The 26,222-nt window shown below is 69.8% G+C and carries 27 protein-coding genes and 1 tRNA gene; 7 read left to right on the forward strand and 21 right to left on the reverse strand.

The window, feature by feature from the left end; translation table 11 throughout:
* Positions 1 to 23: 23 nt before the first annotated feature.
* The 5 genes from ACF1AJ_RS04765 to ACF1AJ_RS04785 all read right to left on the reverse strand — a co-directional run bounded on the left by ACF1AJ_RS04765 (position 24) and on the right by ACF1AJ_RS04785 (position 6,356).
* Complete coding sequence (locus tag ACF1AJ_RS04765; protein ID WP_391506328.1) at positions 24 to 1,019, reverse strand: carbohydrate ABC transporter permease; 996 nt, start codon at positions 1,017 to 1,019, stop codon at positions 24 to 26.
* Positions 1,016 to 1,945: a carbohydrate ABC transporter permease gene (locus tag ACF1AJ_RS04770; RefSeq protein ID WP_391506329.1), complete on the reverse strand. Its 930-nt coding sequence runs from the start codon at positions 1,943 to 1,945 to the stop codon at positions 1,016 to 1,018. The genes ACF1AJ_RS04765 and ACF1AJ_RS04770 overlap by 4 nt, the downstream gene beginning before the upstream one ends.
* Before the next feature lie 82 nt (positions 1,946 to 2,027).
* Positions 2,028 to 3,404, reverse strand: a complete 1,377-nt coding sequence (locus ACF1AJ_RS04775; protein ID WP_391506330.1) for an ABC transporter substrate-binding protein — start codon at positions 3,402 to 3,404, stop codon at positions 2,028 to 2,030.
* Positions 3,405 to 3,449: 45 nt separating this feature from the next.
* Complete coding sequence (locus ACF1AJ_RS04780) at positions 3,450 to 5,186, reverse strand: glycoside hydrolase family 13 protein (RefSeq protein ID WP_391507439.1); 1,737 nt, start codon at positions 5,184 to 5,186, stop codon at positions 3,450 to 3,452.
* A 156-nt stretch (positions 5,187 to 5,342) separates the two neighbouring features.
* On the reverse strand, positions 5,343 to 6,356 hold the full coding sequence (locus tag ACF1AJ_RS04785; RefSeq protein WP_391506331.1) for a LacI family DNA-binding transcriptional regulator: 1,014 nt from the start codon (positions 6,354 to 6,356) through the stop codon (positions 5,343 to 5,345).
* Positions 6,357 to 6,429: 73 nt separating this feature from the next.
* Between ACF1AJ_RS04785 and ACF1AJ_RS04790 the strand changes: the two genes are divergently transcribed.
* Positions 6,430 to 7,263 carry a UbiA family prenyltransferase gene (locus tag ACF1AJ_RS04790; RefSeq protein ID WP_391506332.1) on the forward strand — a complete coding sequence of 278 codons (834 nt, stop codon included), beginning with the start codon at positions 6,430 to 6,432 and terminating at the stop codon, positions 7,261 to 7,263.
* Here ACF1AJ_RS04790 and ACF1AJ_RS04795 read toward each other — a convergent pair.
* Both ACF1AJ_RS04795 and ACF1AJ_RS04800 read right to left on the reverse strand, forming a co-directional pair.
* Positions 7,245 to 8,642 (reverse strand): MFS transporter, encoded by a 1,398-nt coding sequence (locus ACF1AJ_RS04795; RefSeq protein ID WP_391506333.1) that lies wholly within the window; start codon positions 8,640 to 8,642, stop codon positions 7,245 to 7,247. The genes ACF1AJ_RS04790 and ACF1AJ_RS04795 overlap by 19 nt on opposite strands.
* Before the next feature lie 272 nt (positions 8,643 to 8,914).
* On the reverse strand, positions 8,915 to 10,240 hold the full coding sequence (locus ACF1AJ_RS04800) for an LCP family protein (protein ID WP_391506334.1): 1,326 nt from the start codon (positions 10,238 to 10,240) through the stop codon (positions 8,915 to 8,917).
* Positions 10,241 to 10,531: 291 nt separating this feature from the next.
* Between ACF1AJ_RS04800 and ACF1AJ_RS04805 the strand changes: the two genes are divergently transcribed.
* The 3 genes from ACF1AJ_RS04805 to ACF1AJ_RS04815 are packed head-to-tail and all read left to right on the forward strand — an operon-like array spanning position 10,532 to position 13,798.
* Positions 10,532 to 11,749, forward strand: coding sequence for an epoxide hydrolase family protein (locus ACF1AJ_RS04805; RefSeq protein WP_391506335.1), 1,218 nt, complete (start codon positions 10,532 to 10,534; stop codon positions 11,747 to 11,749).
* Between the two features lie 44 nt (positions 11,750 to 11,793).
* Positions 11,794 to 12,765, forward strand: a complete 972-nt coding sequence (locus tag ACF1AJ_RS04810) for an alpha/beta fold hydrolase (protein ID WP_391506336.1) — start codon at positions 11,794 to 11,796, stop codon at positions 12,763 to 12,765.
* Complete coding sequence (locus ACF1AJ_RS04815) at positions 12,755 to 13,798, forward strand: thioredoxin (protein WP_391506337.1); 1,044 nt, start codon at positions 12,755 to 12,757, stop codon at positions 13,796 to 13,798. Before ACF1AJ_RS04810 ends, ACF1AJ_RS04815 begins: the two co-directional genes overlap by 11 nt.
* A gap of 36 nt (positions 13,799 to 13,834) precedes the next feature.
* On the opposite strand, the gene ACF1AJ_RS04820 is transcribed toward ACF1AJ_RS04815, so the two are convergent.
* From ACF1AJ_RS04820 to ACF1AJ_RS04830, 3 genes are all read right to left on the reverse strand, one after another.
* Positions 13,835 to 14,848, reverse strand: coding sequence for a response regulator transcription factor (locus ACF1AJ_RS04820; RefSeq protein ID WP_391506338.1), 1,014 nt, complete (start codon positions 14,846 to 14,848; stop codon positions 13,835 to 13,837).
* Positions 14,841 to 15,467, reverse strand: a complete 627-nt coding sequence (locus ACF1AJ_RS04825) for an MEDS domain-containing protein (protein WP_391506339.1) — start codon at positions 15,465 to 15,467, stop codon at positions 14,841 to 14,843. The genes ACF1AJ_RS04820 and ACF1AJ_RS04825 overlap by 8 nt, the downstream gene beginning before the upstream one ends.
* Positions 15,468 to 15,664: 197 nt before the next feature.
* Entirely contained in the window at positions 15,665 to 16,288 is a 624-nt protein-coding gene (locus tag ACF1AJ_RS04830) for a GNAT family N-acetyltransferase (RefSeq protein ID WP_391506340.1), read from the reverse strand.
* 34 nt (positions 16,289 to 16,322) lie between these two features.
* Here ACF1AJ_RS04830 and ACF1AJ_RS04835 point away from each other — a divergent pair, with 34 nt between their 5' ends.
* Positions 16,323 to 16,469: a hypothetical protein gene (locus tag ACF1AJ_RS04835; RefSeq protein ID WP_391506341.1), complete on the forward strand. Its 147-nt coding sequence runs from the start codon at positions 16,323 to 16,325 to the stop codon at positions 16,467 to 16,469.
* 115 nt (positions 16,470 to 16,584) lie between these two features.
* The gene (locus tag ACF1AJ_RS04840; RefSeq protein WP_391506342.1) at positions 16,585 to 17,760 is read left to right on the forward strand and encodes an RtcB family protein; all 1,176 of its coding nucleotides are present in this window, start codon (positions 16,585 to 16,587) and stop codon (positions 17,758 to 17,760) included.
* Between the two features lie 70 nt (positions 17,761 to 17,830).
* Here ACF1AJ_RS04840 and ACF1AJ_RS04845 read toward each other — a convergent pair.
* The 11 genes from ACF1AJ_RS04845 to rplU all read right to left on the reverse strand — a co-directional run bounded on the left by ACF1AJ_RS04845 (position 17,831) and on the right by rplU (position 25,652).
* Positions 17,831 to 17,906: transfer RNA gene (locus tag ACF1AJ_RS04845), tRNA-Ala, on the reverse strand.
* Positions 17,907 to 18,000: 94 nt separating this feature from the next.
* Positions 18,001 to 18,336 carry a zf-TFIIB domain-containing protein gene (locus tag ACF1AJ_RS04850; protein ID WP_391506343.1) on the reverse strand — a complete coding sequence of 112 codons (336 nt, stop codon included), beginning with the start codon at positions 18,334 to 18,336 and terminating at the stop codon, positions 18,001 to 18,003.
* A gap of 76 nt (positions 18,337 to 18,412) precedes the next feature.
* A complete protein-coding gene (gene rsfS, locus ACF1AJ_RS04855) occupies positions 18,413 to 18,790 on the reverse strand; it encodes a ribosome silencing factor (RefSeq protein ID WP_391506344.1) in 378 nt (125 codons plus the stop codon).
* 61 nt (positions 18,791 to 18,851) lie between these two features.
* A complete protein-coding gene (locus ACF1AJ_RS04860; protein ID WP_391506345.1) occupies positions 18,852 to 20,342 on the reverse strand; it encodes a hypothetical protein in 1,491 nt (496 codons plus the stop codon).
* Positions 20,339 to 20,941 (reverse strand): nicotinate-nucleotide adenylyltransferase, encoded by a 603-nt coding sequence (nadD, locus tag ACF1AJ_RS04865; RefSeq protein WP_309859159.1) that lies wholly within the window; start codon positions 20,939 to 20,941, stop codon positions 20,339 to 20,341. Before nadD ends, ACF1AJ_RS04860 begins: the two co-directional genes overlap by 4 nt.
* Positions 20,942 to 20,953: 12 nt before the next feature.
* Complete coding sequence (locus tag ACF1AJ_RS04870) at positions 20,954 to 21,190, reverse strand: hypothetical protein (RefSeq protein ID WP_018190819.1); 237 nt, start codon at positions 21,188 to 21,190, stop codon at positions 20,954 to 20,956.
* Positions 21,191 to 21,243: 53 nt separating this feature from the next.
* Positions 21,244 to 22,524, reverse strand: coding sequence for a glutamate-5-semialdehyde dehydrogenase (locus ACF1AJ_RS04875; protein WP_391506346.1), 1,281 nt, complete (start codon positions 22,522 to 22,524; stop codon positions 21,244 to 21,246).
* A gap of 9 nt (positions 22,525 to 22,533) precedes the next feature.
* The gene (gene proB / locus ACF1AJ_RS04880) at positions 22,534 to 23,403 is read right to left on the reverse strand and encodes a glutamate 5-kinase (RefSeq protein WP_391506347.1); all 870 of its coding nucleotides are present in this window, start codon (positions 23,401 to 23,403) and stop codon (positions 22,534 to 22,536) included.
* Positions 23,400 to 24,971 carry a GTPase ObgE gene (gene obgE / locus ACF1AJ_RS04885; RefSeq protein WP_391506348.1) on the reverse strand — a complete coding sequence of 524 codons (1,572 nt, stop codon included), beginning with the start codon at positions 24,969 to 24,971 and terminating at the stop codon, positions 23,400 to 23,402. The genes proB and obgE overlap by 4 nt, the downstream gene beginning before the upstream one ends.
* A gap of 88 nt (positions 24,972 to 25,059) precedes the next feature.
* Positions 25,060 to 25,317, reverse strand: coding sequence for a 50S ribosomal protein L27 (gene rpmA, locus ACF1AJ_RS04890; RefSeq protein WP_018190815.1), 258 nt, complete (start codon positions 25,315 to 25,317; stop codon positions 25,060 to 25,062).
* 26 nt (positions 25,318 to 25,343) lie between these two features.
* Positions 25,344 to 25,652: a 50S ribosomal protein L21 gene (rplU, locus tag ACF1AJ_RS04895; RefSeq protein ID WP_175337332.1), complete on the reverse strand. Its 309-nt coding sequence runs from the start codon at positions 25,650 to 25,652 to the stop codon at positions 25,344 to 25,346.
* A 288-nt stretch (positions 25,653 to 25,940) separates the two neighbouring features.
* On the opposite strand from rplU, the gene ACF1AJ_RS04900 reads away from it, so the two are divergent.
* Positions 25,941 to 26,219, forward strand: coding sequence for a DUF4031 domain-containing protein (locus tag ACF1AJ_RS04900; protein WP_391506349.1), 279 nt, complete (start codon positions 25,941 to 25,943; stop codon positions 26,217 to 26,219).
* Positions 26,220 to 26,222: the final 3 nt, after the last annotated feature.

A 26,222-nucleotide genomic window follows, 5' to 3' on the forward strand; every position in this document is an offset into this window, starting at 1 on the left:
CCCTCGATGCTAACCCAGCCGTCTCATCCCTTCACGGCGCCGCCGAGCCCTGCGCTCCGCAGGAACAGGCCCTGGAACACCAGGAACAGCGCGATCGGGATGAGCGTAGAGATCGCCAGGGCGGCGAGGTACACATCCAACTGGATCGCCGCCTGCAGGGTGGGCAGCCGCACCGACAGCGGTTGGATGGCCGGGTCGCGCAGCACGAGCAACGGCCACAGGTAGTCCTTCCACGCCGCGATGATCGCGAACACGGACACCACGCCGAGGATCGGCTTCGACATCGGCAGCACGATCGACCAGAACAGCCGGAAAGGTCCGGCGCCGTCGGTCCGCGCCGCCTCGAAGATCTCGCGCGGCAGGTTGTCGAAGAACCGCTTGACCAGCACGACGTTGAAGGCACTGGCGCCGGCCGGCAGCCAGACCGCCCAGAACGTGTTGATGAGCGACTGGCCGAGCAGCGGCGGGTTCAGGATGGTCAGGTACAGCGGCACGAGCAGCACCACCGACGGCACGAACAGCGTCGTCAGGATGAGGCCGTACAGCACCCTCCCGTACTTCGGCCGGAGCACGCTCAGGGCGTACCCCGCGGTCGTCGCCACCAGGATCTGCGCCGCCCACGATCCGGCGGCGACCCAGATCGTGTTCATGAACTGCACGTCGATATGGACCGTCGACCACGCGGTCGACAGGTTCGCCCAGTCCACCCCGTTCGGGAACAGCGCCATCGGCGTGCGGAGGGTGTCCTCCGTCGGCGTGATGGCCGACTTGGCGAGCCAGAGCAGCGGCCCGAGGCCGACGATCACGAGGACGACGAGCAGAGCCCCGTGGATGACGCGCGCGCTCCACCGCACCCCGGGCTTCCGCCGGTCGGAGATCGAGAGGATGCCGCGGTCGCCCGCCTCCTCGAGCCCGCGGCGCCGGGCGCGCGGATGTCTCGTCGGTTCCTGGGGAGCCGGGGCGAGGAGCTCCTGCGCGTTGGCCGCCGCCTCGCGCGGCAGCTCGGTCGAGGTCGTCAATTCTGGCTCCAGGACTTGGTGAGGCGGAAGTACACGAGGGACAGCACGGCGAGGAACGCCGCCAGCATCAGGCTGAGCGCGGTGGCGGCGCCGTAGTCGCCGCCGAGCGAGTTCTGGAACGCGTACCGGTAGATGAGCAGCAGGATGGTGACGGTCGAGTCGACCGGACCTCCCCCGGTGAACAGGAACGGCTCGAGGAACACCTGCGCCGTCCCGATGATCTGCAGGATGAGCGTGATCAGCAGGACGCTGCGCAGCTGCGGCAGCGTGACGTGCCAGATCTTGCGCCAGATGCCCGCGCCGTCGACCTCGGCAGCGTCGTACAGCTCGGGCGCCACTCCGGTGATCGCGGCCAGGTAGATGATGATCGTTCCGCCCGCCGCGGCCCAGGTCGCCTCGACGACCAGCGACGGCATCGCCTGCGTCGCCGACTGGATCCACGGCTGCGGCGGGATCCCGACCCATCCGAGGATGGTGTTGAACACGCCGTCCGGGCGGGCGTCGTAGAAGAACTTCCACAGCAGCACCGCCACCACCGGCGGCACGACCACGGGCAGGTACGCGAGCGCGCTGTAGAGCCCTTTCGCGCGCTTCACCTCGCTCATCAGCACCGCGGCGATCAGCGGGATGGGGTACCCGAGCAGCAGTGCGAGGAAGGCGAACCACGCGGTGTTGCCGACCGCGGTCCAGAACAGCGGATCGTTCACCACCTGCACGAAGTTGTCCCACCCGACCCAGGTGGGCGCGCTCACCAGGTTGGTGTGCTGGAAGCTCATCACGACGCTTCGCACGATGGGCCACCAGGAGAAGACGCCGAAGATCAGGAGCATCGGCAGCAGGAAGAGCAGGCTGCTCAGTCCGCCGCCGCGGACCCAGGTCGCTGGGGTGCGCCGCGGGCGGGCGCGCGTTCGGTCGATCGCTGTCATCGGGTTCTCCCGTGGCCGGGGCCGGCGGGATGCGCTGCATCCCGCCGGCCGGTGTGCTGTGTGCTCGAAGGCGCCGCGTCGGCTACTTGTCGGCGTCCACGAGCTTCTGGATGTCGCTGTCAACCTTGCTGAGCAGCTTGTCGATGTCCGCGTTCTTGTCCGTCAGCACGGCCTGGACGACCGAGTCGAGGGCGCCGTACAGCTCCTGCGTGTGCTTGTTCGGCTCCGGGACCAGGGTCGCGTCGAAGATCTTGTCGGTGAACGGCGCCACGTTCTGCTGCGGCACGTTGATCTCGCCCTTGATCCACTCCATGTTCTGGTCGTAGGTGGCCTTGTCGAAGACGGGCAGCGTGGGAACGCCGACCGGCTGGTTCGACTTCACGAGCACCTTTGCGTCGGCGATCGCCTGGTCCTTGTCGAGCAGCTTCTGCATGTAGTAGAAGTCGATCCACTTCACCGCGGCCTCCTTCTGGGCCTGCGACGACTTCGGGCTGACGGCCGCGACGTTGCCGCCGACGAGGACGCCGGCGTCACTGTTCGACGAGTCGATCGGCAGCATCGTCAGTCCACAGTTGGCCGGGTCGACGTTGTTCTGCTGCACCAGCGAGGTGAGCACATCGGATCCCGACGGGTACATGGCGATCTGCCCGGCGCCGAACGCCTGGTTGATGCCGCTCCAGTCGAGCAGGAAGTTGCTGCCGACGGAGTTGTCCTCCCAGCGGAGGTCGTGCAGCCACTGCAGCGCCTCTTTGGTGACCGGGTTGTCCGTGGTGACCTTCGTCTTCCCGCCGTCGGTGGTCTCCATCCGGCCGCCGCGCGCGTACACGGTCGTCGTCAGCTCCCATCCGCCGGTGTTCCCTTGCGTCATCTGCATGTAGCCGGCGACACCCGGGACCTTCTCGGAGATGGTCTTGGCGGCCGAACGGACCTCGTCCCAGGTCGTCGGCGGCTTGTCCGGGTCGAGCCCGGCCTTTCGGAAGATCTCGCGGTTGTACGACAGTCCCATGGCGTACGGGCCGTACGGGATGCCGTAGATCTTGTCGCCGGACTTCGCCACCGCGAGCACGTTCTCGTTGAACTTGTCCGCGTACGGCAGCTTCTTCACCTCCGCGGTGATGTCGGCGAGCTGTCCGGCCTGCAGCAGCGACTGGGAGTCCGTGAACGGAACATTGAAGACGTCCGGGAGGGTGCCGCCGGCGAGCTGGGTCGCGAAGGTCGGACCCGTCCACTGGTACTCCTCGGACGTGATGTCGATGTTCGGGTTGGCCTTCTCGAACTCCTTGACCCGGTCGTCGAAGGCCGTGAATGCGGCCTTGTCGCTGCCCGGGATGAGGCTGGCGACGGTGATGTGGATTTTCCCGTCGACGGAGTCGCCGCCGGATGACGAGCATCCGGCCAGGAGCCCCGCTCCGGCGAGGGTGACCGCGGCGACCGCCGTGATCCTGAGTGATGACTTCATTGTCTGGACCCTTTCGAGTGATGGTGCAGTGCGTGGATGGTGCGTTCAGGTGGTGAGGTGTCCCGCCGGCCGGTGCTGCGTCCGCAGCCAGACCGTCGAGTCGGGTGGCAGCTTGCCGTCGACGAGCGGACGGCTGCTGAGGAGGATGGCCTGGTGCTCCGGGAGGTCGACCGGGGCGGCGGAGAGGTTGGTGACGTTCGCGAAGGCGGCGCCGCGGGCGAACGCGAGCACACCGTCCGGCGCATCCAGCCAGGTCAGCGGTCCGTCGCCGAGGCCGGGCTCTGCGCGGCGGATGCGGAGCGCCTGCCGGTAGAGCCACAGCATTGAGGCGGGGTCGCTCTGCTGCGCCTGCACGGTGAGCGCGGCCCAGCCGGCCGGCTGCGGAAGCCACGGATCGGCGTCGGCGCCCTCGGGGCTGAAGCCGAACGGCGCTTGGGTCCCCCGCCACGGGAGCGGGACGCGGCAGCCGTCCCGGCCGGGGTCGACGCCGCCGGAGCGCTCGTGCATCGGATCCTCGCGGAGCTCGTCGGGGAGGTCTTCGACCTCCGGCAGCCCCAGCTCGTCGCCCTGGTAGATGTACAGCGAACCGGGCAGTGCTGCCGTGAGGAGCGCCGCGGCTCGTGCCCGGCGCGTCCCGAGGGCGAGGTCGGTCGGGGTGCCCTTGCGCTTGGTGGCGAAGGCGAACGACGAGTCCTCGCGTCCGTACCGCGTCACCGCTCGGGTGACGTCGTGGTTCGAGAGCACCCACGTGCTCGGAGCGCCGACCGGCGCGTGCGCCGCGAGCGTCTCGTCGATGGATGCGCGCAGCTCCGCCGCATCCCAGGGGCGCGCCAGGAAGTCGAAGTTGAACGCGGTGTGCAGCTCGTCCGGTCGCAGGTACAGCGCGAACCGCTCGATGTCGGGCAGCCAGATCTCGCCCACCAGCACGCGGGTTCCCGGATACCCGTCGGCGAGGGCGCGCCAGCCGCGATAGATGTCGTGGAGCTCGTCGCGGTCCTGGTTGGGGTGCTCCCCCGCCCCGGGATGCTCGGGCACCTCCGGCAGCGCCGGGTCCTTGACGAGCAGCGCGGCCGAGTCGATGCGCACTCCGGCGACGCCGCGGTCGAACCAGAACCGCAGGATGTCCTCGTGCTCGCGCCGCACATCCGGGTGGTCCCAGTTGAGGTCCGGCTGCTGCGGGCTGAACAGGTGCAGGTACCACTCGCCGGGCGTCCCGTCGGGGTTCGTCGTGCGCGTCCAGGTGTCTCCGGAGAAGTTCGACGGCCACGACGTCGGCATCTGCGAGCCGTCGTCACCGCGGCCGGGCCGGAACCAGAAGCGATCGCGCTCGGGCGATCCCGGGCCGGCGGCGAGGGCCTCCTGGAACCAGCGGTGCCGGTCGGAGACGTGGTTCGGCACGATGTCGATGATGGTGCGGATGCCGAGGTCCAGCGCCTCGCCGATCAGCGCCTCGGCTTCCGCCAGGTCGCCGAAGGCCGGGTGGATGCGACGGTAGTCCGCGACGTCGTAGCCGCCGTCGGCGAGGGGCGAGTCGTACCAGGGTGTGAACCACAGCGCGTCGACGCCGAGGTCGGCGAGGTACGGCAGGTGTTGCCGCACGCCGGCGAGGTCGCCGACGCCGTCCCCGTTCCCGTCGGCGAAGCTGCGCGGGTAGATCTGATAGATCACCGCGCTGCGCCACCACTGCGCGTCGTCGGACGGCGGTGTGGATGCGGCACGCGCCGTGGTGCCGGCGCGCGCCGGCTGCGGAGCGGCGACGGGTGCGGCGGTACCGCCGTCCATCACGGTGAGATCCACGCTGAGTCCTTCGGTCGTCTGTCGTCGCGACGGACACCGCGGCGCCGTCGTCGTACACCGAAATGTAGCTAGTACGACAGAATGACGCAAGAACTCAACAATACGTAATTGGTTTGCGCACTTTTGCGCGCGCTTGCGTCCTCAGCCGGTGTGCGGAGCGGGTCCGGTGGACCCGCGCACCACCAATTCCGGCTCGAAGAACAGCTCGTCCCGAATCGCCGAATCGCTCGAGATCTGGCGGAGCAGGAGCTCGATGATCGTGCGTCCCATCGGCTCGATCGGCTGCCGGATCGTCGTCAGCGGGGGCTCGGTGCAGTTCATGAGCGCCGAGTCGTCATAGCCGACGACGGAGACGTCGCGGGGCACCGAGAGGCCGGCGCGGCGCACCGCGCGGATCGCCCCGAGCGCCATCGGGTCGCTCGCACACACGATCGCCGTGACGCCGGCGGCCAGCAGGCGGGACGCGGCCGCCTGACCCGCCTCGAGGGAGTAGAGCGAGTGCACGACGAGCGACTCATCCAGCTCGTCGCCCCATTCCGTCGTCACCTGGCGGGCCGCCGCGAGCTTGCGCTGCGACGGGATGTGGTCGCGCGGCCCCAGCAGCAACCCGATCCGCTCATGGCCGAGCGACCGCAGGTGCGTCAGTGCCTGAGTCGTGGCGACCGTGTCATCGCACGACACCGTGGCGAATCCCAGAGAGTCGACGGGTGCGTTGACGAGCACGGTCGGGAGGTGCAGGTCGGTCAGCCGGCCGTAGTGGCTGTGGTCCGCACCCTGCTGGGCATAGGCGCCGCCGACGAAGACCACGCCGGAGACCTGCTGCTGCAGCAGGAGCTCGACGTAGTCGGCCTCCGAGATGCCGCCGGCGGTCTGCGTGCAGAGCACCGGCGTGTAGCCGTTTTGCGCCAGCGCTCCCCCGATGATCTCGGCGAAGGCGGGGAAGATCGGGTTCTGCAGCTCGGGGAGGACGAGCCCGACGAGCCGCGCGCGCTCTCCGCGCAGCTTGGTCGGTCGCTCGTATCCGAGCACGTCGAGGGCGGTCAGCACCGCCTGCCGCGTGGCCTCGGATACCCCCGGCTTGTCGTTGAGGACGCGGCTGACGGTGGCCTCGCTGACACCGACTTTGCGCGCTACTTCGGCGAGTCGTTTCGACATGACCATAGTGTACGCAAGTCTTTGCAAATCGACGCAAGTAGTTCGCAGCGCAGCCTCGGGATACGATGACGGCATGGCGAAGAAGGTGCTCTCCCTCCTGCTCGCCAGTCATCCAGGGCCGACGGTGGTCGTCACCGTGATCGCCACGTTGCTCGGTGTCGGCCTCGGCTATCCGCCCGGCCGGCTGCTGGTCCTCGCGCTGGCCGTGCTCTTCGGCCAGCTCTCGATCGGATGGTGCAACGACTGGCTGGATGCTGCCCGCGACCGGGCGGTGGAGCGCAGCGACAAGCCGGCCGCACGCGGAGACGTGTCGGTCGCCACCGTCCGCGCCGCCGCCTTCGTGGCGCTGGCCGCGGCGATCCTGCTGACGATCCCACTCGGGCCGGGGGCGCTGGTCGCGCACCTGATCGCCATCGCCGGCGGCTGGGCGTACAACCTGGGCCTCAAGGCGACCGTCTACTCGTTCGTCCCGTTCGCCGTCGCCTTCGGCGTGCTGCCCGCCATCGCCACTCTGGGCCAGGAGGAGCCCGCCCTGCCGCAGTGGTGGGTCTTCGCCGCCGGCGCGCTGCTCGGCGTCGCCGCGCATGTCACCAACGTGCTCCCGGATCTCGAGGACGACGCGCGCACCGGCATCAGCGGGCTCCCGCATCGGCTGGGCGCGCGGCTCAGCGGCCTGCTCGCCTTCGCGGCGCTCGCGATCGCGACGCTGCTCATCACGTTCGGCCCGGGCCTCCCTGTCCGCCCGCTCCTCATCGTCGGGCTGGTCATCGGACTCGCCGCGACCGTGACGGGCATCGTCCTGCTGTTCCGGCGGACCCCGACGCGCCTCCTCATGCAGCTGATCATGACGTGCGCCATCGTGGACGTCGCCATGCTCGCGCTGACCGGTCAGTCGGTCACGGTCTGAATCCTGTCGGCGACCGGCGCCTTGTTGCGGATGCCGATGGCCGACACCACGCCGCCGACGAGCAGCAGTGCGGCCGCGGCGATCATGGCGCGGTGGAGTCCCTCGGTGTCGAGCGTGCCGCCGATGATCATGCCCGCGGCGGCGACCGCGAGCAGTCCCGCGATACGCGACACGGCGTTGTTCACGGCCGACGCGATACCCGCCTGCTCCGGGTGGATGGCACCCAGGATCGCGCTCGTCAGCGGCGCGACCGTGATCGACAGGCCGACTCCGAACAGCAGGACCGCGGGCAGCAGGGTCGTCCAGTAGTCGACGTCGGTCCCCATCATCAGCAGCCAGAGGAAGCCCGCGGAGGCGATCATCGGACCGACCGCCATGAAGAGCCGCGGCCCGTAGCGGCCGGCGAGACCGCCGAACAGCCCCGAGAGCAGCAGCATGCACAGCGTCGACGGGATGAACACGAACCCGGCCGCGATCGCCGAGAATCCGGCCACCTGCTGCAGGTACAGCGTGACGATGAGCGGGCCGAACGACAGCGCGCCGTAGACGAAGAACGTGGAGACGTTGCCGACCCAGAAGTTGTGGACGCTGAACAGGCCGAGCGGCAGCATCGGCTGCTTCACCCGCGTCTCCACGATGAAGAACGCCACCAGGCTGAGGATGCCGACGACGAGCGGGATCCAGACGCGGGGGTTCCCCCAGCCGTACGTCCCCTGCTCGATCAGGGCGAACACGGTCCCGGCGAGACCCACCGACCCGAGGATCGCGCCCGCGTAGTCGACGCGGCCGCCCATCCCCTTGTCCTCGCCCTTCAGGGCCATCATGAGGATCAGCGTGATCGCGATCGGGATCACATTGATGACGAACACCCACCGCCAGGAGAGCGTGTCGACGAAGATGCCGCCGACCACCGGCCCGGCGATCATCGCGACGCCGGTCCACGCCGTCCAGCGGCCGATCGCCTTCGCCTGGGCCGGGCCGTCGAAGCGGGAGATGATGATCGCGAGCGAGCTGGGCACCAACAGTGCCCCGGCCACGCCCTGCAGCGCCCGGGCGATCACGAGGAACACCCCGGTCGGCGCGAACGCACACATCAGCGACGTGATGCCGAAGCCGATCAGTCCCGCGTAGAGCACGCGCTTGCGGCCGAACACGTCGGACAGCGACCCGGCGATGAGGATGAGCGAGCCGAGCGTGACGAGGTAGCCGTCGACCACCCACTGCTGCAGCGGGAGCCCGCCGCCGAGCTCCTTCGAGATGGCCGGAAGGGCGACGTTGATGACGGCGCCGTCGAGGAAGGCGACGAAGCTCGCGAGGATCGCGATGACGAGCACTCTCAGCTGGAGCGACGACATCCGCTCGATCCGCACGTTGGTCATGGACTCATTCAACGTGGTCGCGGGGATCGAGGCAACATCGGCCGATCGCCCCGCGCCAGAACCGGAGGTGGGTGCGGCCGCTCGCCGCCCCATACCCTCCGTTTCGCGCAGACACGCCGTCCCGGCCCGTCGAATTCCTCCCTATCCGTCACGCGGCGGCGCGCTCGACGAACGGAGGAGATACCAACCGACGCCCCGGCGTTTCGCCACGAACGGAGGTGGATGCGCGCCCCCGGAGCGCGGATCCCCTCCGTTCCGCGCACGAGACCCGGCTAGTTGTTGCCCTTCGTGCAGGTCTGCTGCGCAGCCGTCTGGCCGGTGATGGTCGACGGCAGCTCGACCGCTCCCCCGGCGGACGGGTCCGTGGTCCCGGGCGTCCCGGGCGCGGCGGGCGTCGCCGGAGCGGCCGGCGCCGCGGGCGACGGTTCCCCGCCCGGTTCCGGCGCCGGTGACGCGGTCGCGGTCGGGTCTTCGGCGGCTCGGCCGGTCGAGCCGGTCAGCTTCACCGGCTGATCGTTGACGAGGGCTTCGTTGAGCGCATCCGCCGCCGACTCCTGCGGCACCACGCGGTTCGGGTTGTCCGGGTCGGTCACCGCCGGGTACTGCACGAACACCATGTTCTGCAGGCCCGTGTCCTTGAGCGCCAGCGCGATCTGCACCAGGGTCGTGGGGTTCGTCAGGGTGTCCGACGGCGTGATGTTGTTCACGGCCGCCTTCGCCAGCGCATAGAGCTGCACGGGGTTCGAGAGCACCCCGCCGTCCACGACCTTGCGGGCGAGGGCCGACAGGAAGACCTGCTGGTTGGAGATGCGGCCGAGGTCGCTGCCGTCGCCCACCCCGTGGCGGCTGCGCAGGAACGAGAGCGCCACATCCCCGACGATCGTGTTCTCGCCGGCGGGGAGGTCGAGCGGGGGGTTGGTGTAGTCGTCGGTGACGGGCGAGGCGAGGCAGACGGTGACGCCGCCGACCGCGTCCGACATGGCGCTGACCCCGTTGAAGTTGATCACCGCGGCGAACGGGATGCTCAGGCCGGTCATGTTCGACACCGTCGCCACCACGCAGTTGAGGCCGCCGCGGGACAGTGCCGTGTTGAACTGCGCGTACGAGCTGCCGTCGATCGTCCCGCCCTTCGGATCCGGGCAGTCCGGGATGGGCACCATCAAGTCGCGCGGGAAGCTGACGACCATCATGCTCTTGTGGTCCTGGGCGATGTGCAGCAGCATCGTGACGTCGTTGTTGCCCGCGCCGCTGCTGGCGTCCTGTTCGTCCTCGCTGTTGTAGATGCCGCCCAGATCGCTGCGGCTGTCGGTGCCGGCGAGGAGCAGGTTGACTCCGCCCGGCATCGCTCCCACGTTCGGGATGTCCTGCGGGATGGGCGTCTGGCCCGGCAGCGCCTGAAGGTGCACGCCGGTCTTGATCGAGTGCGCGACGTCCCACACGGCGTAGCCGGCGACCGAGCCGATGCTGACGAACGCGACCACGAGCGCTCCCGCGAGGAGTTTGAGCGCCGCGATCCCGGCGCGCCGCCGCGGCAGCCGACCGTGACGGACGCCCTCCGGTCCCCGGGCGCGCTGATGCCGTCGCGGCAGATCGGTCATCGGCATCCCTCGGTTCGGCGGACGTTGCTGGAAATCCTAGCGACCATCCCTTTCCGCCCGCTGCGAGGCGCGCACGCGTGATGAGGACGTTCACACGCTTGCGAGCGGTGAGGGGTTCCCGCCACCCTGCCGCGGTGCGCCCGCCCCCTTGACGGTTCTCCCCGATGCCGCCGGCGACCGCCCGGCGTCACCATCGACTCGCGACGGCCGCTCGACCGCCGAATACAGCGCACACCGCCGGGACAGCGGGCACCGCCGAGACCGGGACCACCGAACATCCGAGGAGCAGCCATGACCATCGCCGAACACCGCCAGGACGCCGACAGCGCTAGCGCGGAGGACATCCGCCCGTTCACCTACACCGCCACCGACGAGGAGCTCGACGACCTCCGGCGCAGGATCCGCGCGACGCGCTGGCCCGAGCGCGAGACGGTCGACGACAGCTCGCAGGGCGTTCAGCTCGACGTCGTGCGCGCCCTGGCCGAATACTGGGCCGACCAGCACGACTGGCGCGCGGTCGAGGCGCGGCTGGCCGAGATCCCGCAGTTCGTGACGGAGATCGACGGCCTCGACATCCACTTCCTGCACATCCGGTCGCCGCACCCGGACGCCCTCCCGATGATCGTCACGCACGGCTGGCCGGGCTCCGTCATCGAGCAGCTGAAGATCATCGGCCCGCTCACCGACCCGACCTCCGACGGAGCCGACGCCTCCGACGCCTTCGATCTCGTCATCCCGTCCCTTCCCGGCCACGGCTTCTCGGGCAAGCCCGACGCGACCGGCTGGGACCCGATCCGCATCGCCCGGGCGTGGGCGGAGCTGATGCGGCGGCTCGGCTACGACCGGTACGTCGCCCAGGGCGGCGACTGGGGAAACGCCGTCACCGAGCAGCTGGCCCTGCTCGCCCCTCCCGGGCTCATCGGCATCCACACCAACATGGCGGCGACCATCCCGCCCGCGATCCAGGAGGCGTTGGATGCGCACGAGCAGCCGCCCGCCGACCTCGACCCCGAGGAGCGCGGAGCGTGGGACCAGCTCGCGTTCTTCTACGCCCACGGTCTTGCCTACGCGCAGGAGATGGGCAACCGCCCGCAGACCCTGTACGGGATCGCCGACTCCCCCGTCGGGCTGGCCGCGTGGATGCTCGACCACGACGCCCGCAGCTACGACCTCATCGCCCGCGTCTTCGCCGGCGGCTCGGAGGGACTGACGCGCGACGACATCCTCGACAACATCACGCTGTACTGGCTGACCAACACCGCGGTCTCGTCCGCGCGGCTCTATTGGGAGAGCAAGCTCGCGTTCTTCGCTCCGAAGGGCGTCACCCTCCCGGTCGGCGTCAGCGTGTTCCCGGATGAGATCTATGCCGCACCGCGGAGCTGGGCGACCGCCGCGTACCCGAACCTCATCCACTTCAACCGTCTCGACCGCGGCGGCCACTTCGCCGCGTGGGAGCAGCCGGAGCTGTTCTCGCAGGAGCTGCGCGCCACATTCCGGTCTCTGCGCTGAGCACCGTCGGGGGCAGGATCGGATCAGACGACGGGAGCGCGAGCATGGCTGGAATCGACGGGACATCCGAAACCGATGGGATGGACGCGGTGCGGCAGGTGGACGCCGGCGAGCTGAACGTCGGATACACCGACACGGGGCCGGCCGACGGCCCACCGGTGCTCCTGCTCCACGGCTGGCCGTACGACATCCACAGTTTCGATGGCGTGGTGCCCGCACTCGCGGGCGCCGGCTTCCGCGTCGTCGTGCCGTTCCTCCGCGGCTACGGCACGACGACGTTCCGCGACCCCGGCTCCCTGCGGAGCGGTCAGCCGGCCGCGCTCGCCGCCGATGCGATCGCCCTGCTGGATACGCTGGGCATCGAGCGGGCGCTGATCGGCGGCTGCGACTGGGGCGCCCGGACGACGAACATCCTCGCCGCCCTGTGGCCGGAGCGCGTGATCGGTCAGGTGACGGCAAGCGGCTACCTCGTCGCCGGCCAGGCTTCCAACGCGAACCCGCTCCACCCGGTGGACGAGCTGACCTGGTGGTACCAGTTCTACTTCGCGACCGAGCGCGGCCGAGCCGGCTACGACCGCTACCGCGACGAGTTCGCGCGGCTGATCTGGCGCACGGCGTCACCGCGATGGGACTTCGACGACGCCACCTTCGAGCGCAGCAGACCGGCGTTCGCGAATCCCGATCACGTCGACATCGTCATCCACAACTACCGGTGGAGGCTGGGGCTCGCCCACGGCGACCCCCGTCTCGACGAGGTGGAGGCCCGCATCGCCGCCCGTCCGGTGATCCCGGTCCCCGCGATCACGCTGGAGGGCGACGCGAACGGCGCCTTCCACCTCGACCCGGCCGCCTACCGCGACCGCTTCACCGGGCCCTACGAGCACCGGCTCATCACCGGCGGGATCGGGCACAACCTGGCGCAGGAGGCGCCGCGCGCGTTCGCAGACGCCGTCCTCGACGTCGCGCGGATGGCCGATGCGACCGTCGCCGGAACGGAGCACGACCGTGTCGGCTGACGACGACCGCGCGCGCGGTCTGTTCCGCACCATCGCGCACCGCCTCGCGGGCGATGAGGAGCCGCTCCCCGACGAGGGCCGCCTCCCCTCGTTCGCCCGCGCCACCGGTTGGCTCAACTCGGAGCCGCTCACCCCAGAGGGACTGCGCGGCCGGGTCGTCCTCGTGGGCTTCTGGACCTACACCTGTGTCAACTGGCTCCGCACCCTCCCGTACCTGCGCGCCTGGCACGAGAAATACGCTGCCGACGGGCTCACCGTGATCGGCGTCCACACGCCCGAGTTCGGCTTCGAGCACGACCGGGCGAACGTGATCGAGCGCACCCGCGCGCTCGGTGTCGAGTACGCGGTCGCGGTGGATGACGACTACGGCGTCTGGGACGACTTCGCCAACCACTACTGGCCGGCCGTCTACCTGGCCGATGCCGACAGTCGGCTGCGGTTCCACCACTTCGGCGAGGGCGAGTACGAGCGCACGGAGATGATGATCCAGCGGCTGCTGATGGCCGCGGGCGCCCGCGACCTGGATCCGAACCTCGTCATGGTCGAGCCGCGCGGACTGGAGGTGGCGGCGGACTGGCGCGACCTCCGCTCGCCCGAGACCTACCTCGGCTACGGCGAGAGCAGCGGCTTCCTCTCCGAGTCCGCCGAGCGCTACGACCGGAGCGAGTCCTACGACGGCACCCGCGCGCTGCCGCTGAACGGCTGGGATCTGACGGGCCGGTGGACGCACGCGCGGCACGCGGCGGTGCTCGACGAGGGTGGCGGCAGCGTCGCGTTCGCCTTCCACGCGCGGGATGCGAATCTCGTGATGGGGCCGACGCCGGCCGGCAGCAGCATCCCGTTCCGGGTACTGCTCGACGGTCGACCGCCGGGCGACGCCCACGGCACGGATGTGGATGCGGACGGCCGCGGCGTGGTCGACCGCCAGGACACCTTCCAGCTGATCCGTCAGCCGGGGCGCGTGCAGGATGCGGTGCTGCAGCTGGAGTTCGACCGCGCGGGGCTGGAGGCGTACTGCTTCACCTTCGGGTGATCCGCGCTCGCCTCGCCCGCGCTCAGTCCGTCGGCCTCAGACGACACCGTACCGGAGCGCGAACGCCGTCGCCTCGCTGCGGCGGCCGACCCCGATCTTGCGGTACAGGCTGGTGATATGGCGTTCCACCGTCCGATCGCTCACCCACATCACGCCCGCGATCTCCTTGTTGCTCAGCCCCTGCGCCAGGAGGCCGAGCACCTCCAGCTCACGGCGGGTCAGCGTCTCGTCGAGCGGAACCGTGCCGTCGGCCGTCCCGCCCACCGGTTGATCGGGGTCGAGGGGCGAGCTGCGAAGCGCGACCACCCGGGGCTCCTCCGAACGCTGCGCCGAAAGAGCATGCGTCCCTGCCGCACCGACGGGCACATCCGGATCGCCCACCTCCTTCGCCGCCTGGCGGACCCGGCGCGTCGCCTCCGACAGCGCTGGCGCCAGGTCGTCGAGAAGCGCATGGAGGGCACGAGTCTGTGTGTCCAGAGCCAGCTCCGCCGCACGGCGGGCGCTCTGCTCGGTCGCCAGTCGCCGTGAGGTGTGGAGGGCGATCGCGGCCTGTCCGGTCGCGACCCGCAGGAGGTGCGTCTCCCGCTCGGTCGGGAAGTCGGCTCGGGATGCCGCCACGAGCACGCGTGCCGACTCCCACGGCAGCGCGAGGGTGAGCGCGGCGGCCCGGGTGATGCGCCCGCTCGTCGCCGCTCCGACCTCGGCCGTCCGGACCGCAGCCGTCGCGAAACCGGTCGAATTCGGTTCCGCGCCGCCGGGGGCCGGGAATGCGCGGCCCGAGCGCAGCGCCTCCACCAGGGAGTCCGGCGCCGGCGGACCGGACGGACGCCAGGACTCGAGCCGCTCCTGGCCGTCGGGGACCTCGAACCGCAAGAAGGCCGCCTCCAGCCGCAACACGCCGACCAGCACGCTCAGCAGGCCGTCCGCGATCTCGGCGGGACTGTGATCCACCCACAGCGACGGGAGAGCGAGCATCGCCCCCAGGTCGCGCATCCATCGCCGGTCGTCGGCGGCGACCGCTGCAGGCTGGCGTTCCGGCTCGTCAACCACGCGCAGCCCGCTCCTCCAGGAAGTCCTCCGGAGGCACAAAGAACGGGTTCTCCTGCAACAGGCCGCCGATCAAGACCATCGGATGCGTCCGCAGGATGTCGATGATGAACGCGCCGTCGAAGCGAGAGGTGTCGTAGGCGCAGATGACGACATGCTCGTGTCGCGCGTGCAGGAAGTTGGCGCGCGCCTCGAACTCGATCAGGTCGTCCGCGACCCCGTCGCGATCGGCCGCCCACCCCATGTCGGCGAGAAGCCGGATGCGCGGCCTGGCCGCGGTGCCGAGCATCGCATCCAGCTGGTCCAGCATGTCGCCCTGGTCGAACGCCCCCGTGCGCAGGTAGGTCTCGGCCCACGTCCGGACCTCGCAACGCCCGCCTTCGAGCAGCGAACCGGCGTCGTAGCCCAGGCGGCGGAGACGGCGGAGCGGAGCGCCCGGCGTAGCGGTGTCCACCAGGTACAGGAGGCGGTCACCCGCATCCACTCCGTCCCGCAGGAAGGGATCGAGCACGGCGTCGGCCTCCGCGCGACCGTTCACGAACGCGCAGACATGGCGGTAGCGGTCGAGCACCCCGCCGGCGAAGGCCACAGGGCGAGGTGTTTCTGGGATCTCCGCTGCCATCGACGACTCCCGTCCGTGCGGGAGACTAGTCCAGCCTCGGCCCGACGCACAACGACTCCTACCCCGACCCGCAATGAGGCTACGCTCGCCTCATGACGAACAAGACCCCGCGCGAAGAAGAGATCCAGAAGGAGCAGGAGGCGAAGGACGCCGAGAAGGAGCGTCTGGAGCAGGAGGAACGCCGCCTGCTCTGAGGCTCAGACTCCGTCCGCCGGGTCCCGCGCATCCCGCCACATCGTGGTGACGGCGGCCCCGTCGACGATGGATGTGAAACCGCCGACCGCCCGGAATCCGGCGCGTTCGTAGCGGTGGTCGTTGGCCGGATTCGTCGACTCGAGATACGCCGGAAGGCCCTTGGCGTCGAACAGCGCAAGATCTTCGGCAAGCATGCGCTGACCGATTCCGCGCCCGCGATGAGCCGGGTGCGTGGCCAGCAGGCTGAGGTACATGTGCGGTTCGCCGTGCGGGTGCGTCTCGTCGAAGCGCTGCCACAGCCGCTGGTACGCCTCGAAGCGCTCGGGCGCGAGCGTGCGCTCCATCAGGGCGTCGACCTCCGCCTCCTGCTCGTCGGTGAGCTCGTCCACCCCCGGTGGCAGCCAGACGGCGACCGTCGCCGCCTCGCCCGACGGGCCCTCCTGCACGGACACCGTGCGGTGGCCGATCGCACCTTCCACGAAGTACCTCCAGAACCGCTCCAGGTGAGCGGTCCCGCCATCCGGGGCCGCCAGAGCCGGGCCCCACACCGGGTCGTCGCGGAAAGCCAGGGCGATCGTGGTCGTGATGGCGTCCGCGTCGGCGGGGCCGGCGATCCGAGTCTCCATGGAAGAGACTGTACTTCCCAGAATCACTGGTGGCATGTATAGTCGTGAATCCTGCGCCGATCGGCGCGGGCAGCCCACGCTGAAGAACGCCGAACGGAAGGACACCGGGATGCTCAGCATGCAGTACCCGAAGCGCGAACAGCGCACCTTCCGCGCGCTCGAGCGCCCGCGGGGTCTGTAGCACCGCACCTTCCGGTGTACAGCCCCGCCGTTCGAGGTCCGGGGGTGACCTCCTCCTTCGCATCTCTGCGGGGAACGGCCGTCCCGGCCGCACCCCGATGAGAAACGAAAGGATCATGGAAAGAATCTCGAACCGCCTGCTGAGCTGGGCCTCCCTGCTGGAGGACTCCACGCGCGAGCAGGCGGTCACCACCTCGCGGATGCCGTTCATCCACCCGCACCTCGCCCTCATGCCGGACGCCCACCTGGGTCTCGGCGCCACGGTCGGGTCGGTCATCCCGACCCTCGGCGCCGTCATGCCCGCGGCCGTCGGCGTGGACATCGGATGCGGGATGATCGCCGTGCGGACGCAGTTCACGCGCGACGACGTGGCGGCCTCCTCCGCTCCGCTCTCGGAGCTGCGCACGCAGATCGAGCGCGCCATCCCGCTCTCCGCCGGTGCCCGCAACCGGAAGATCGTGGCGACAGCGGAGCCGCGCATCCAGGAGCTGACAGAGCTGGCCGAGCAGTCCGGTTTCGACCCGTCGACGCACCTGCGCGACTGGGAGCGTCAGCTGGGGTCGCTGGGCTCCGGCAACCACTTCATCGAGGTCAGTCTCGACGAAGAGGACGTGGTGTGGCTGTTCCTGCACTCGGGTTCCCGCGGTGTCGGCAACCGGATCGCCGGGCATCACATCAAGGTCGCGCAGGCGCTGATGGAGAAGTGGTGGATCGAACTCCCCGACAAGGACCTCGCCTACCTGGTCGAGGGCACGCCGGAGTTCGACGAGTACATCGCGCAGCTGCGATGGGCTCAGCAGTTCGCGCTGCTGAACCGTGAGGAGATGATGGACCGCGTGGTGCGTCAGACGTCGGAGTGGTTCGGCGTGGACGTGATCGAGTCGGAGCGCATCAACTGCCACCACAACTTCACGCAGAAGGAGAACCACTTCGGCAAGGACGTCTGGGTGTCGCGGAAGGGCGCCATCTCGGCGCGCGTCGGCCAGGCGGGACTCATCCCCGGTTCGATGGGGACAGCGTCGTACGTGGTCTCCGGGCTCGGCAACCCGCTCGCGCTGCACTCGTCGCCGCACGGCGCCGGGCGCCAGTTCTCGCGGACGGCCGCGCGTAAGCGGTTCACCATCGAGGAGCTGCGTGAGGCGATGACCGGGATCGAGTTCCGTGACACGGAGGCGTTCCTCGACGAGATCCCGCAGGCCTACAAGCCGATCGACCAGGTGATGACCGACGCGGCCGAGCTCGTCGAGATCCGCCACACGCTGCACCAGCTGGTGAACGTGAAGGGCGACTGACCACCGACGGAGAGACACTGACCGGGAAACGCAGAAGGCCGGCCCTTTCGGGCCGGCCTTCTGTCATCTCTGGTGGATCTGAGGGGACTCGAACCCCTGACCCCCTGCATGCCATGCAGGTGCGCTACCAGCTGCGCCACAGACCCAGAGTGTGTACCGTTCGGGTCTTTCGGACCTCCCGGAACAACTCATTCAGACTACTACATCGCGCCCGCCAGAAAAAACTGAGCGCCGCTCGTATCAGTCGAACAACTCGCTGAGCCAGTTCTCCTTCTTCTTCTTGTACGGGCGCTGGCCCTGCTGGTCGTAGCGGGGGTCACCGTAGCGCTGGTCACCGTATCGAGGCTCACGGTACTGCGGCTCCGCGTACGGCTGCGGAGCAGCGTACTGCGGCGGCATCGGCTGCGCGGCGGCCTGCGGGCCGGGCGTGGCCGGAGCCGAGGTCCCGGCGCGGTCGATGATCTTGTCGAGCTCGCCGCGATCGAGCCAGACTCCCCGGCATTCCGGGCAGTAGTCGATTTCGATGCCGTGGCGCTCGCTCATGACCAGGGTCGCGTTGTCGTTGGGACACTTCATGTGCCCATCCAAGCGACCCTTCTTGAGAGGGCTCTCAGGTGAACCCGACAGAACGCTGGGAGCCGGCTGCGGCGCTCTACTCGGCGTTCTCGTGGACGGGCAGCTCGATCGGGATCGTCGGGCAGTCCTTCCAGAGGCGCTCGAGCGCGTAGTACATGCGGTCCTCTTCGTGGAAGACGTGCACGACGAGGTCGCCGAAGTCGAGGAGCACCCAGCGGCCCTCCCCCTTGCCCTCACGGCGCAGCGTCTTCACACCGGCCTCGTTGAGGCGGTCCTCCACCTCGGAGGCGATGGCGACGACGTTGCGCTCGACCCGTCCGCTGACCAGCAGGAAGGCGTCCGTCAGCGGCAGCGGGCCCGACACGTCGAGGGCCACGAGATCCTGTCCGCCCTTCGAGTCGGCGGCGGCGGCAGCCACCTGCAGGATCTCCCGGGCGTGCTCGGATGCGGTCACGGAAGGTCCTCCGGTCGTGGGGTCGCGGTCGGTGCGAGAAGAGTGGCGCAGGTGCGGATGATCAGAACACCTTCAGCACATAGGCGGCCACGAGCAGCGCGGTGACGCTCACGGCCAGGACGCCGGCGGTGACCATGAGGATCACCGGCAGCGTATTGCCGCGCTTCTTCGGCGGGGCGATGACGCCCCGGGTGGAGGTGTGGGTGCTGATGGCGCGCGACGCGCGGACCGGCTGCACCTCCGAGGTGTTGAACTCGTTCTCCTCGCCGTCGAGCAGACGGTCGAGGTCGGACGAGTCGATGCGGTCGGGGTGGGCGCCGGTGGCTCCCATCCCGCGCGGAAGGTCGATCGAGCCGGTGACCAGGATCTCCCCCGTGCTCGTCAGAGGCGCGCGGGTGTCCGGCTGCGGGATGACGGGCAGGATGAGCGCGTTGGTGGTGGTCGCGGCGGTCGACTGGGCGACGTTCCGCGAGATGATCGGCTGGTTCTGGTCGTCGAGCTCGGCGGCCGTCGACCAGTGCCCGGTCGGCGGGGTGAACGGCCGGCGCTCCTGCGCGGCGGTCTCGTCGGGGTCCTCGCTTTTCTCCGGGGCGGCTGTAGCGGCGGCCGGACGCTCCGCCACAGGCGAGGCCGGAGCCTCCGCAGCGGTGTCGGCCACCTGGGGCGCGGCGCTCCCGAAGGCGGCGAAGGGGGACGTGGAGCTTTGGGTGACCGTGGTCTCCGACTGGCCCGAGCGGGATGCGGCCGGCGCCGACGACGGAGTGAGCGGTGCGAACGGCCAGGCCGACTTCTCGCTGGTCGGCGCGGGCGTCGCCGGGTCCGCCGCAATGGGATCGGCGGCGGGAGCTGCAGCTGCGGGCTCGGGGGCCGACGAGCCGGACTCCTCGGGAGCGGACGTGAAGGACACCGGGAAGACCTGCTCGCCCGCAGCGGGCGCGTGATTGGCCTGGGCGTTCGCCTCCTGCGCCTGCAGCATCGCTCGGAGCTCGCGGCGCGTCAGCGTGCGCTCCGGCCCGGCGTTCGCCGGTGCCGGCGGGGCGGACGGACCGGGGGTGCCGGACGCGGGCGCGGCGGGCGGCGTGGTCGGCTGAAGGATGGCCATCGGCTGAGTCACGGGCTCGGGCTGTGTGGTGTCGGGACCCTGACGGAACAGGTCGAAGGTGTCGCGTGACGGCGACGAGACGCCGGGCTCGGCGAACGCGCTGGCCGGAATGGCCGGGCGCTCCGGCTGGACCGGCGCCTGCTCGGCCTTCGCGGCGGGCGCGGACGGCTGCGACTCGGCCGGCTGCGACTCGGCCCGCTTCGGCTTGGCCTGCGCCTTCTCGGCGTCTCGCGACTCGGCCTGCGGCTTCTCCGCCGACGGCGCCGCGTCAGCCGCGGCCTCGTCCGTCTCGGGCGCGCGCGGCGGCACCGTGGTGGTCATCTCGGGGATCTGCCCACCGGGGGTCGGCTCGGCGGTTCCGGCACGTCGGGAGGCGGAGCGCTCGAACTCCCTCGCCTGTCGCCGCGTCTGCGGCTGGCCTGTTGGCGGCTGTTCAGGCCACGATGTCATGCCACGCTCCGATACAGATGGTGTTTGGAGATGTATTGAACAACCCCGTCCGGTACCAGGTACCACACCGGGAATCCCCTGCTCACCCGGCTCCGGCAATCGGTCGACGAGATCGCCAGGGCCGGAACTTCCAACAAGCTTACGTCTTGCTCCGGCAATCCAGAAATACTCAAGTCATGTCCCGGGCGACTCACAGCCACGAAGTGGGCGAGCTCCCAGAGCTCCGCGACGTCGCGCCAGCTGAGGATCTGGGCGATGGCGTCGGCGCCGGTGATGAAGAACAGCTCGGCGTCCGGCCGCTCCTCGTGGAGGTCACGCAGGGTGTCGATCGTGTAGGTGGGGCCCTCGCGGTCGATGTCGACCCTACTGACCGTGAACTGCGGGTTGGATGCTGTCGCGATGACGGTCATCAGGTACCGGTGCTCAGGTTCCGTGACCGCGCCCTTCTGCCAGGGCTGACCGGTCGGGACGAAGATCACTTCGTCGAGGTCGAAAGACTGGGCCACTTCACTGGCGGCGACCAGGTGGCCGTGGTGGATGGGGTCGAAAGTGCCGCCCATCACACCGATCCGCGGCCGGCCCGTCTCCTTCAGCTCCATGCCCGGATCGGCTCAGTGCCCCTGGGTCGGGTGGCCGGTGCCGTGGTGCGTGGCGCCCGGAGCGCCCGCGTGGGCGGCGGCGTCGGGGGCGGAGCGGTGGCTGTGCCGGTTGGCGACATCCTTGAAGCTCCAGGCGACGAAGGCGAGGGCGATGAAGAGGACGATGGCGATAGCACCGAAGGCCCAGGTGGGCATCGGCAGTTCGACGTGGGTCTCCGCCTCGGCGAGGACGGTCGTCAGGAATGACATCGTGCGTGATCCTTTCTCGGGGCCTTCGGCCCGCCGTCAAGTCTAGCGGTCGGTCACGCCCGGACCTGGCCGGACCCGCGGACGATCCACTTGGTGCTGGTGAGCTCCGGAAGTCCCATCGGCCCGCGTGCGTGCAGCTTTTGCGTCGAGATGCCGACCTCGGCGCCGAATCCGAACTCGCCGCCGTCGGTGAAACGCGTCGAGGCGTTCACCATCACAACCGCGGAGTCGACCTCGGCCAGGAAGCGCTCCGCGTTCTGCAGGTCGTTCGTGATGATCGACTCCGTGTGCTGGGTCGAGTATCGGCGGATGTGCTCGATCGCCTCGTCGAGGTCGTCGACCACTTTCACGGAGATGTCGAGGCTCATGTGCTCGGTGGCGTAGTCATCCTCCGTCACGGGCACCGCGTCCGGGGCGAAGGGCAAGGCGCGGTCGTCGGCGTGGATGGTGACGCCCTCGGTGCGCAGCGCGGAGAGCACCGGGGGCAGTAACCGCTCGGCAGCGGCGCTGTGCACGAGCAGCGTCTCGACGGCGTTGCACACGCTCGGCCGCTGGACCTTGGCGTTGCGGACGATGTCGACGGCCCAGTCCTCTCGGGCCGACTCGTCGAGCACCACGTGCACGACGCCCGCGCCGGTCTCGATCACCGGGACGGTCGACTGCGTCACGACGGCCTGGATCAGGTCGGCGCTCCCCCGCGGGATGAGCACGTCGACGAATCCGCGCGCCGTCATCAGCTCTGCCGCACCGTCGCGACCGAAGTCGTCGATCGTCTGCACGGCATCGGACGGAAGTCCGGCGCTCGCCAGCGCCTGCTGGATCACCTGCACGAGCACGCGGTTGGTCTCGATAGCCGCGCTGCCGCCGCGCAGCACCGCGGCGTTGCCGCTCTTGATCGCGAGCGCGGCGATGTCGATCGTGACGTTGGGCCGGGCCTCGTAGATCGCGCCGACGACGCCGAAGGGAACGCGCACCTGCGAGATCTTCACGCCGTTCGGCAGCGAGCTGCCCCGCACCGCCTGGCCGACCGGGTCGGTCAGGCCGACGATCTCGAGGACGGCGTCGGCGAGGCCCTGGAGACGCGACGGGCTCAGCGTCAGCCGGTCGAGCAGGCCGGTGGAGAGGCCGTTCTCACGGCCGTTGGCCAGGTCGAGCTCGTTGGCGGAGAGGATGTCGGCCGACGAGGAGAGCACACCGTCGGCGATCGCGCGCAGCGCGCGGTTCTTCCGATCGGTGTCGGCGATCGCCAGATCGCGCGACGCGGTCTTGGCGGCGGCGAGCCGTTCGTGCAGGGAGAGCGCGGCCGTGGGCAGCGCACCGGTCAGCGAGGACATGCGTCGATTCTAGGACGCCGCGGCGTCGGAGGTGACGGCCGCGGTCGAACCGGTGGAAAGCCCGGACCTGTGGACGGAAGCGTCGGATGTATCCGTGTCGGGTGCCGGCGCGAACCACGTCCCGACGTGCTCGCCCCGCAGCGCCTGCGACACCAGCGACGTCGCGGTGAGCACGACGGCGGTACCGCGCTCGGCCGCCTGGCGGGCGGCCGACACCTTCGTCACCGCTCCCCCGCTGCCGACGCCGGAGAGACCGGTCGATCCGATCTCGACGCCCTCCAGCTCGTCGTCCCAGCCGACGACCTCGATGCGCTCGGCGCCGGGCTCGTGCGGCGGACGCGTGTAGAGCGCATCCACATCGGAGAGCAGCACCAGGACGTCGGCGTCGACCAGCAGCGCCACCAGCGCTGCCAGACGGTCATTGTCGCCGAACCGGATCTCGTGCGTCGCGACGGTGTCGTTCTCGTTCACGATCGGCAGGATGCGGAGATCGAGCAGCCGCTCCATCGCGCGCTTCGCGTTGCTGCGGTGCGTCGGGTTCTCCATGTCGCCCGCGGTCAGGAGCACCTGACCCGCGACGATGTCGTAGCGGTCGAAGCTGTCCTGGTAGCGGTAGATGAGCACCGTCTGACCGACCGCGGCGGCCGCCTGCTGGGTCGCGAGGTCGGTGGGGCGCTCGGAGAGCGACAGGAACGGCGTGCCGGTCGCGATGGCGCCGGACGAGACCAGGATGACCTGCGTGCCGCGGCCATGAGCCTCGGCGAGGGCGTCGACCAGCGGCACGATCTGACCCGCGTTCTCGCCGCTGATGGACGACGAGCCCACCTTGACGACGATGCGTCGGGCGGAGGGGATCTGGCTGCGGTCGTCGATGGTCATTCCTCTGCGGTCTCCTCGTCTCCACGGCTGCCGTCAGCCGCGCTGCGCACCACGTTGTCGTCGTAGCCGTCGTCCTGCCACAGCCCCGCCTCGCGCTCCCGCAGGAGCTGCTCGCGGGCCTCCGCCTTCGCGTCCATCCGATCGAAGTAGTCGTCGCGGCGCTGAGCGCGGGTCGGACGCGCATTCGTGTCGAGGCGCACGTCGCTTCCGCGGGGCGAGGTGATGAGCTCCGCGGTGGAGGTGAGCGTGGGCTCCCAGTCGAACACCACGCCGTTGTCACGGCCGATGACGACGGTGGATCCGGCGACGGCGCCCGCACGGACCAGCTGGTCCTCGACGCCGAGCTTCGCGAGGCGGTCCGCCAGGAAGCCGACGGCCTCGTCGTTGGCGAAGTCGGTCTGGGCGACCCAACGCTCCGGCTTCGCGCCCAGGATGCGGTACACCGGGCCGTCCGTGCCACCCTCGACCTTGACGACGAAACCGGAGTCGTCGACGGCCTTCGGGCGGATGACGATGCGGGGTCGTGCCTGCTCCAGAGCGGCCTGCTCGGCGCGCGCCTGCTCCACGATCTCGGCCAGGGCGAAGGACAGCGGGCGCAGCCCCTCGTGGCTGACCGTCGAGATCTCGAAGACGCGGTAGCCGCGCTGCTCGAGCTCCGGGCGGACGAAGTCGGCGAGCTCGCGGGCGTCCGGGACGTCGATTTTGTTGAGGGCGATCAGCTGCGGGCGCTCGAGCAGCGGCGTCTGGCCTTCCGGCACCGGATAGGCGGCCAGCTCGCCGAGGATGACGTCCAAGTCGCTCAACGGGTCGCGACCGGGCTCCAGCGTCGCGCAGTCGAGCACGTGCAGGAGGGCCGAGCAGCGCTCGACGTGACGGAGGAACTCCAGGCCCAGCCCGCGTCCCTCGCTCGCACCCTCGATGAGACCGGGGACGTCGGCGACGGTGTAGCGGACATCGCCGGCCTGCACGACGCCGAGATTCGGGTGGAGGGTGGTGAACGGGTAGTCGGCGATCTTCGGCTTCGCCGCCGACATGGCGGCGATGAGGCTCGACTTGCCCGCCGAGGGGTACCCGACGAGGGCGATGTCGGCGACGGTCTTCAGCTCGAGTTGGACGTCGCCCTCCCACCCCGGGGTGCCCAGCAGAGCGAAGCCCGGCGCCTTGCGCTTCGGGTTCGCCAGCGCGGCGTTGCCGAGGCCGCCGACGCCGCCGGGAGCGGCGACGAAGCGCATGCCGGGCTCCGACAGATCGACGAGCTCGTCGCCGTCGGCGCTCTTGACGACCGTGCCGACCGGAACGGGCAGTTCGAGGGTCTCGCCGGTGTGGCCGCTGCGGTGGTCGCCCATGCCGAAGCCGCCGTTCTCGCTCGAACGGTGCGGGTGGCGATGGTAGCCGAGCAGCGTGGTCACCTGCGGGTCGGCGACGAGGACGATGTCGCCGCCGTTGCCGCCGTTCCCGCCGTCGGGTCCGGCCAGCGGCTTGAACTTCTCGCGCCGGACCGAGACGCACCCGTTGCCGCCGTTGCCGGCGCGCAAGTGCAACGTCACGCGATCAACGAACGTCGCCATGGTGCTCTCCTACTGATTGTGGTGCTGAAACGGCGGATGGGCGGGCCGAAGCCCGCCCATCCGGAAGAGTGGTGCTCGTGGTCGAGGCTCAGGCCTCGGCCGCCACGATGTTGACGACCTTGCGGCCGCCCTTGGTGCCGAACTCGACCGCGCCGGCGGCGAGGGCGAACAGCGTGTCGTCACCGCCACGGCCGACGTTCACGCCGGGGTGGAAGTGGGTGCCGCGCTGACGGACCAGGATCTCGCCCGCGTTGACGGTCTGGCCGCCGAAGCGCTTCACGCCGAGGCGCTGCGCGTTGGAGTCGCGGCCGTTGCGAGTGGAGCTCGCTCCCTTTTTGTGTGCCATGGTGTCTTCTCCTCGAGAGCCGTCGGCTACTTGATGCCGGTGATCTTGACGCGCGTGAGCTCCTGACGGTGGCCCTGGCGCTTCTTGTAGCCGGTCTTGTTCTTGAACTTCTGGATGACGATCTTCGGGCCGCGGAGGTCGCCGAGGACCTCGGCGGTCACGGTGACCTTCGCGAGGGACTTGGCGTCGGAGGTGATCTTGTCACCGTCGACCAGCAGCACCGGCGCGAGCTCGACCTTGCCGTCCTTGTCGGCCTTGATGCGGTCCATCGTCACGATGGTGCCGACCTCGACCTTCTCCTGCCGGCCACCGGCGCGCACAACTGCGTAAACCACTTTCACGTACCTTTTCGTCGGGGAACAGTTCCCGGCGCTGCCGCGGACCTGGTCCTGCTTCTTCAACTGTTTGGAAGTCACTGGCGAGTCCCGCCGGTAGCGACATGCTCCCGGCTGCTCTCAGAAAACCATGATGGCTGCGCGGGTCACACCCGGCACACACCAACGGTCAACTTTACCCGACGCCCGACAGGCCGTCAATTCAGCGACCGTCGTCACGGTGGCGACACCGTTCCGGCTTCGGGACCGTTCGGCTCCGACAGCGGAACCGGTTCCTAGAATCATTCTATGACGGTCCTGATCGATCCCCCGGCATGGCCGGCCCACGGCATGTTGTGGTCGCATCTGGTCAGCGACGCGTCGCTCGACGAGCTGCACGCCTTCGCCGAGGCCAACGGCATCCAGCGCCGCGCCTTCGACATCGACCATTACGACGTGCCCGACCGGCGCTACGACGAACTGGTGGCGGCCGGAGCGCATCCCGTCTCCGGCAAGGAGCTCGTGTCGCGGCTCATCGCCAGCGGGTTGCGGGTGCGGGCGCGCGACCGGGTCCGCCGCCGGCACTGACGG

It is taken from the genome of Leifsonia sp. NPDC014704 (genome assembly GCF_043083605.1).
Taxonomy (GTDB): Bacteria; Actinomycetota; Actinomycetes; order Actinomycetales; family Microbacteriaceae; genus Leifsonia.

Excerpts from the sequence above, each read along its gene's own strand:
- ACF1AJ_RS04780 (WP_391507439.1), bottom strand. The coding sequence starts at position 5,186 with ATGGACGGCGGTACCGCCGCACCCGTCGCCGCTCCGCAGCCGGCGCGC.
- ACF1AJ_RS04900 (WP_391506349.1), top strand. The coding sequence starts at position 25,941 with ATGACGGTCCTGATCGATCCCCCGGCATGGCCGGCCCACGGCATGTTG.
- ACF1AJ_RS04775 (WP_391506330.1), bottom strand. The coding sequence starts at position 3,404 with ATGAAGTCATCACTCAGGATCACGGCGGTCGCCGCGGTCACCCTCGCC.
- ACF1AJ_RS04870 (WP_018190819.1), bottom strand. The coding sequence starts at position 21,190 with ATGTCATTCCTGACGACCGTCCTCGCCGAGGCGGAGACCCACGTCGAA.
- ACF1AJ_RS04810 (WP_391506336.1), top strand. The coding sequence starts at position 11,794 with ATGGCTGGAATCGACGGGACATCCGAAACCGATGGGATGGACGCGGTG.
- ACF1AJ_RS04830 (WP_391506340.1), bottom strand. The coding sequence starts at position 16,288 with ATGGAGACTCGGATCGCCGGCCCCGCCGACGCGGACGCCATCACGACC.
- ACF1AJ_RS04770 (WP_391506329.1), bottom strand. The coding sequence starts at position 1,945 with ATGACAGCGATCGACCGAACGCGCGCCCGCCCGCGGCGCACCCCAGCG.
- ACF1AJ_RS04825 (WP_391506339.1), bottom strand. The coding sequence starts at position 15,467 with ATGGCAGCGGAGATCCCAGAAACACCTCGCCCTGTGGCCTTCGCCGGC.
- obgE (WP_391506348.1), bottom strand. The coding sequence starts at position 24,971 with ATGGCGACGTTCGTTGATCGCGTGACGTTGCACTTGCGCGCCGGCAAC.
- ACF1AJ_RS04790 (WP_391506332.1), top strand. The coding sequence starts at position 6,430 with ATGGCGAAGAAGGTGCTCTCCCTCCTGCTCGCCAGTCATCCAGGGCCG.
- ACF1AJ_RS04875 (WP_391506346.1), bottom strand. The coding sequence starts at position 22,524 with ATGTCCTCGCTGACCGGTGCGCTGCCCACGGCCGCGCTCTCCCTGCAC.
- ACF1AJ_RS04800 (WP_391506334.1), bottom strand. The coding sequence starts at position 10,240 with ATGACCGATCTGCCGCGACGGCATCAGCGCGCCCGGGGACCGGAGGGC.
- proB (WP_391506347.1), bottom strand. The coding sequence starts at position 23,403 with ATGACCATCGACGACCGCAGCCAGATCCCCTCCGCCCGACGCATCGTC.
- ACF1AJ_RS04795 (WP_391506333.1), bottom strand. The coding sequence starts at position 8,642 with ATGACCAACGTGCGGATCGAGCGGATGTCGTCGCTCCAGCTGAGAGTG.
- ACF1AJ_RS04835 (WP_391506341.1), top strand. The coding sequence starts at position 16,323 with ATGTATAGTCGTGAATCCTGCGCCGATCGGCGCGGGCAGCCCACGCTG.
- ACF1AJ_RS04840 (WP_391506342.1), top strand. The coding sequence starts at position 16,585 with ATGGAAAGAATCTCGAACCGCCTGCTGAGCTGGGCCTCCCTGCTGGAG.
- ACF1AJ_RS04860 (WP_391506345.1), bottom strand. The coding sequence starts at position 20,342 with ATGACATCGTGGCCTGAACAGCCGCCAACAGGCCAGCCGCAGACGCGG.
- ACF1AJ_RS04805 (WP_391506335.1), top strand. The coding sequence starts at position 10,532 with ATGACCATCGCCGAACACCGCCAGGACGCCGACAGCGCTAGCGCGGAG.
- ACF1AJ_RS04850 (WP_391506343.1), bottom strand. The coding sequence starts at position 18,336 with ATGAAGTGTCCCAACGACAACGCGACCCTGGTCATGAGCGAGCGCCAC.
- rpmA (WP_018190815.1), bottom strand. The coding sequence starts at position 25,317 with ATGGCACACAAAAAGGGAGCGAGCTCCACTCGCAACGGCCGCGACTCC.
- nadD (WP_309859159.1), bottom strand. The coding sequence starts at position 20,941 with ATGGAGCTGAAGGAGACGGGCCGGCCGCGGATCGGTGTGATGGGCGGC.
- ACF1AJ_RS04785 (WP_391506331.1), bottom strand. The coding sequence starts at position 6,356 with ATGTCGAAACGACTCGCCGAAGTAGCGCGCAAAGTCGGTGTCAGCGAG.